Source organism: Cytophagia bacterium CHB2, from assembly GCA_030263535.1.
Lineage (GTDB): Bacteria > Zhuqueibacterota > Zhuqueibacteria > Zhuqueibacterales > Zhuqueibacteraceae > Coneutiohabitans.
In genome coordinates this window covers 1-4,865 of the sequence record SZPB01000427.1, presented here as the reverse complement: position 1 = coordinate 4,865, position 4,865 = coordinate 1, and the positions used below count along the sequence as shown (strand labels likewise).

Here is a 4,865-nt window from a genome sequence, read left to right as displayed (position 1 = left end):
CATTTTGCCGGAGCTGCAAGATACCGTGCACGTGTTGTGGGATGATCGCCGCGTGCCGCACATTTTTGCCCGAAATAATCATGATCTGTATTTCGCCCAGGGTTATCTCACGGCCGCCGATCGCCTTTGGCAAATGGAATTTCAAACGCATGCGGCTGCCGGGCGTCTGTCGGAAATTGTCGGCGCGCGCGCGCTGGAGTATGATCGTTTTCGCCGTCGCATCGGCATGGTTTACGCCGCTGAGAATGCGGTGAAGGCCATGCGCGGCAATCCTGCCACCTTGTTGGCGGTGGAGGCCTACACCAACGGCGTGAACGCCTGGATTCGCGGCTTGGAGGCCAAACGCCTGCCCTTCGAATATAAGATTCTCGATTACCAACCCGAACCGTGGACCGTGTTGAAGTCGGCGATCTTGCTGAAGTTCATGGCGTGGCGCCTGACCAGTCGCAATCATGAAATCATCATGTCGCGCACGCGCGCGACCCTCGGCGATTCATTAACGCGCGTTCTGCATCCGGATTATCCGCCGTTTATGGAGCCGATCATTCCGGCCGGTACGCGCTGGGATTTTTCACCGCATGCCGTTAAAAAGCCGCAGCAGGATTTCAAGATGATGTTGCGCGATTCCGCGCAATCGACGGAAGGCTTTTCCGCGCAAGGCAGCAATAACTGGGCGGTGGCCGGCGCGCGTACGGCCAGCGGCTATCCGATACTTTGCAATGACCCTCATCTCACGTTGAATCTGCCGGCGATTTGGTATGAAATTCAATTGGTGTCGCCCGAAGTCAATGTTTATGGCGTCAGCCTGCCCGGCGCTCCGGCTGTGATTATCGGCTTCAATCAGCAGGTGGCGTGGGGTGTGACGAATAGTGAATCGGATGTGATGGATTGGTATCATCTTACTTTTAAAGACAGCACGCAGCAGCAGTATTTTTATGACGGCGCTTGGCGTGCCACACAGCGGCGCGTCGAAGAGATCAAGATCCGCGGCGGCGAAACGGTGCGCGACACGATTTTTTATACGCATCACGGTCCGGTGGTTTATCGAAATTCTGAAAAGCCTTATGATTGGGATATTCCCTCCGGCGCAGCGCTGCGTTGGGTGGCGCATGACTCGTCGAACGAATTGGCGACGTTCATGTATCTAAACCGTGCGCGCAACTATGATGATTATCTCTCGGCTTTGAGTTTCTATGCCAGTCCCGCGCAAAATTTCGTTTTTGCGGATAGCAGCGGCGACATTGCCTTGTGGCATCAAGGCCGTTTTCCGTTACGCTGGGAAAAGCAAGGGCAATATCTCAGCGACGGCAGTGATCCTGCTTATGATTGGCAAGGCTGGGTTCCGCTGGCGCAAAATCCGCATGTCAAGAATCCCGCACGAGGCTTTGTCAGCTCGGCCAACCAGAATCCGGTCGATACGAATTATCCATATTACCTCGGGTCGAATTATGCCATCTTCGAGCGCGGCGGCCGCATCAATGCGAAGTTGGCAGAGATGAAAAATATTGCGCCGGAGGATATGATTGCCTTGCACAACGATGTGATGAACCTGCACGCACGCAATGTGTTGTCGGCTCTGCTGGCGCAACTGGCACTGGAAAACTTTTCTCCGGACGAGGCGCGCGCTTATGAAGAGTTGATGAAGTGGAACTATGAGAATCACGCGAATGCCATTGCGCCCAGCATCTTTGAGTATTGGTGGCAGGATTTCATGGACTTGGTGTGGAATGATGAATTGGCGGGCGCCTATGGCGCGATCAAGCGGCCGCGCCGCGATGTGACCGTAGATTTGATTCTGCGCCAGCCGCACGCTCGCTATTTTGATATGCGCGATACGGCCCGGCGTGAGACGTTGCGCGACATGGCGGAACTATCCTTGCGTTCCGCGCTGCGCAAACTAACTGAAAAATGGGGTCCCCTCGGTCCGGCGTGGGAATGGGGAAAAACACGCGGCACTGACATTTTGCATTTGGCGAATATACCCGGCATGGGCCGGCGCAACTTGCTCACCAGCGGCAATTATACCTGCGTGAACGCGACAACTAAGACGACCGGCCCGTCGTGGCGCATGGTGGTGGCGTTTGGCCCGCAGGTAAAGGCTTGGGGTATTTATCCCGGCGGGCAATCGGGCAACCCGGGTTCACAATTTTATGATAATTTTGTTGAGGATTGGGTGGCCGGCAAAACATATGAGATACTTTATTTGAACTCACCGAACTCCACCGCTAATCGAATTGCCGGTGAAGCAACTTTGCGGGGCGCGTTATGAAAGGAATCGCGATTTGTTTTATCGTCATGTTGATTCTGCAACTGGCGACCCCGTTCTGGTGGTGGATCATGCTCGTGCCCTTTCTGTTTGGCATGTTGGGCGCAACTTCGGCTTGGCAGGGCGCGCGCACCGGCATGTTCAGCGCGGGGTTTTTGTGGTTATCGGCAGGATTGTTTTACTGGCTGACGGCAAGTCAAATCATCACAGCGCGGGTGGCAAAAATGTTGGGAGAACGGTTTGAGGTTGAAAGCGTGATTTTAGTATTCGCAGTGACGACGATGGTCGCAGCGCTGGCAGGCGGCGCCAGCGCGGCAACCGGCTTTTGGGGGCGAGAATTGTTTGCGGTGAAAGCAAACCGCGCTTGAACTCTATCTCTTCTTGAATTGTTGTTCGAATTCCCCGGGCGCGAACCAAAGCTCGTAAGTGCCGGGCCGCACATTTTTGGCGTTTTCATAATTGGCCGAATGATCGGAAAGTTTTGCCGGTATTCCCATTTTTCCGAGCAACCCCACGATTTTTGCCGCTTCCTCTTGCTCCGCTTTGCGAAGGAAGCGCAATTCGGTGGCCTCCGGACCTTTATCCACTAAGCGCTCGATGCCGGGCACGAGGTAGCCCGCCGCCTGTAAGCGTGCCCCAATTTTTTTGGCGGCTTCGCGTTGATATTCTCCGCGAATGTGAATGAAAATGCGCGCAGGAATTCTCACCGTGTCGGGCACCGTGGCGCGGGCTTGCGCCACTTCCTCTTTAGGCGAGCTCAGGGCCACCTGAGCTGATTCAAATTTTCTATCCTCGATCTTCTTAAGGGATTCGTCGATTCTAATTGACAAGCTATCGAGCGTCGATCTGAGGTATTCGCGCTGGCTTTGCAGTTGCGTAATTTCCTCCCCAAGTTGTCGCCGTTGTTCGATCAATGGCTTAATTCTTTGGCCCACCACAACCATCACGACTACCGTCGCGGCGGCAATCAATAATTGAATCACCAGCAAAATGGAAATGCCGCGGCCGCGTTTTGCCTCCGCGCCGCCGGGCTCGTTCGCGTTCATCTACTTGTTACCTCCGGCCAAAGCCATTTTTATAATGCGATATAAAATCGTTCCAAAACCAAGCAGCCCGCCGCCGAAGCCCGCTGCCTGAATATTGCCCAGCGCTTCAACTGAGATTTTGTCATCGAGTACCGCCCAAATCGTGCCAAGCACCAAAATAATCAAGCATAAACACGCTGAACCGATCGTCATCAAAATCGCGTATTCGCGCGACGATCCTGAAATCGCCGCAGGTTTCTTGGCGGTTTCGCCGCTCAAGGTTGCCGGCTTGGCAAAGATGATGGTTTTGGGATTGTGGTTGTGCGCGATGAGCTTGGGCGTGTGCTGCTCGTTCAGGTTTTCCATGTCGATTTGCAAGCAGCCCAAATCAAACGCCGTTTTGACGTCTCTGCCAAAGCCGAGCGCTTGATAGAACGAAGAAGCAAAACTCAACGCGGCGGCATCGCCGATTTCCTGCGACATGCCGACGACGCAATCGATGTGTTGTGCGATAGCCTCGGCCTGCGATGCCGAGAAGCAGGCATTGAGCACGACGCAGCGAATGTTGTCCTTGAGCACGGCAAACAACTGGCCCAACGCGCGGCTTGAAACCGGCTGGCTTTCGCCGGCGTTGTTCTCCAAAATGATCTCGCGCGCCTCGCTGCCATGCCCGCTGAAATGCACGATGTCGGGCTTATAGCGCAGCAAATGGCTTTGCAAATCGCTTACGCGCACCGCCCACTGCTGCTCGATGTCGAAGCGATCGCGAAACTCGGATTGGCGCAGCGCCTGATCGATACTGCGCATTTCCTCGTCGAGGCGCAATTGCGTAGTATCTTTCGGATTTGCCGCAAGAAAAAGAATTTTGATGATCTTACTCATGCCGGCATATTCAGCTTCTGGGGAGACCGCCGAGGCGGTTAGCTTTAAAGTGTATGCAAGTCTGATAACCACCGGGATCGTTCATTTCAAACCGTCTGGGCGGTGGTGTTTCCGAACAGGCATTATTTAAAAATAATTCCGGCGAATTGCAACAACGCAATTCACAAGAATGCCGGTGATAGCCGCTCTCCCACGACCAAGAAATCGTAAGCACACGCTAACAAACGTGAATTAGAAATAGTCTGAGCGCAGATTCGCATTCATTCGCGGAATGCGTCAGTGATTTAAAGGACGTTCATTACAGCGTTTTTATTTGGATGAACAGGTTTTGTAGTCCCCGCCCCTTGTGGGCGGCTGTTGAAGCCATGAAATTCGCGGTTGCAACAATGCCCCCCACGAGGGGGCAGGACTACGAATCCTGCACACGCATTTGAAAAACGCTGTAACACTGCAACGTTAAGTGCACAATGTTTTTTTCAGCAGACCAGCTTGATGACCCCAACGGGGTCGCATGTAATAGCCCACGGGCAGCGCCCTGGGAACCGATCAAATCTATCGCACCTACTAGCCCTGAAGGGGCGGTATTCCTGACGTTGAAGTGCACCCCTAAAGTTGGACACTCTTGCTAAGGAATACCTGAACGGTTATATTGGTCCAACCCCAAGGGAGCACGAACATGTCAAAGAATCGCA

General features: G+C 53.8%; 4 protein-coding genes. 2 read left to right on the top strand and 2 right to left on the bottom strand.

Annotated elements, in window-relative coordinates; translation table 11 throughout:
* Nucleotide 1: 1 nt before the first annotated feature.
* Both FBQ85_26525 and FBQ85_26520 read left to right on the top strand, forming a co-directional pair.
* Entirely contained in the window at nt 2-2,269 is a 2,268-nt protein-coding gene (locus tag FBQ85_26525) for a penicillin acylase family protein (protein MDL1878688.1), read from the top strand.
* Nucleotides 2,266-2,634, top strand: coding sequence for a hypothetical protein (locus FBQ85_26520; GenBank protein MDL1878687.1), 369 nt, complete (start codon nt 2,266-2,268; stop codon nt 2,632-2,634). Before FBQ85_26525 ends, FBQ85_26520 begins: the two co-directional genes overlap by 4 nt.
* Nucleotides 2,635-2,637: 3 nt before the next feature.
* Here the strand turns inward: FBQ85_26520 and FBQ85_26515 are convergent, their stop codons facing one another.
* On the bottom strand, nt 2,638-3,312 hold the full coding sequence (locus FBQ85_26515) for a hypothetical protein (GenBank protein MDL1878686.1): 675 nt from the start codon (nt 3,310-3,312) through the stop codon (nt 2,638-2,640).
* Nucleotides 3,313-4,173: a CHAT domain-containing protein gene (locus tag FBQ85_26510; GenBank protein MDL1878685.1), complete on the bottom strand. Its 861-nt coding sequence runs from the start codon at nt 4,171-4,173 to the stop codon at nt 3,313-3,315.
* Nucleotides 4,174-4,865: the final 692 nt, after the last annotated feature.

Coding starts and splice junctions, on each gene's coding strand:
- FBQ85_26520 (MDL1878687.1), top strand. CDS start 2,266: ATGAAAGGAATCGCGATTTGTTTTATCGTCATGTTGATTCTGCAACTG.
- FBQ85_26515 (MDL1878686.1), bottom strand. CDS start 3,312: ATGAACGCGAACGAGCCCGGCGGCGCGGAGGCAAAACGCGGCCGCGGC.
- FBQ85_26510 (MDL1878685.1), bottom strand. CDS start 4,173: ATGAGTAAGATCATCAAAATTCTTTTTCTTGCGGCAAATCCGAAAGAT.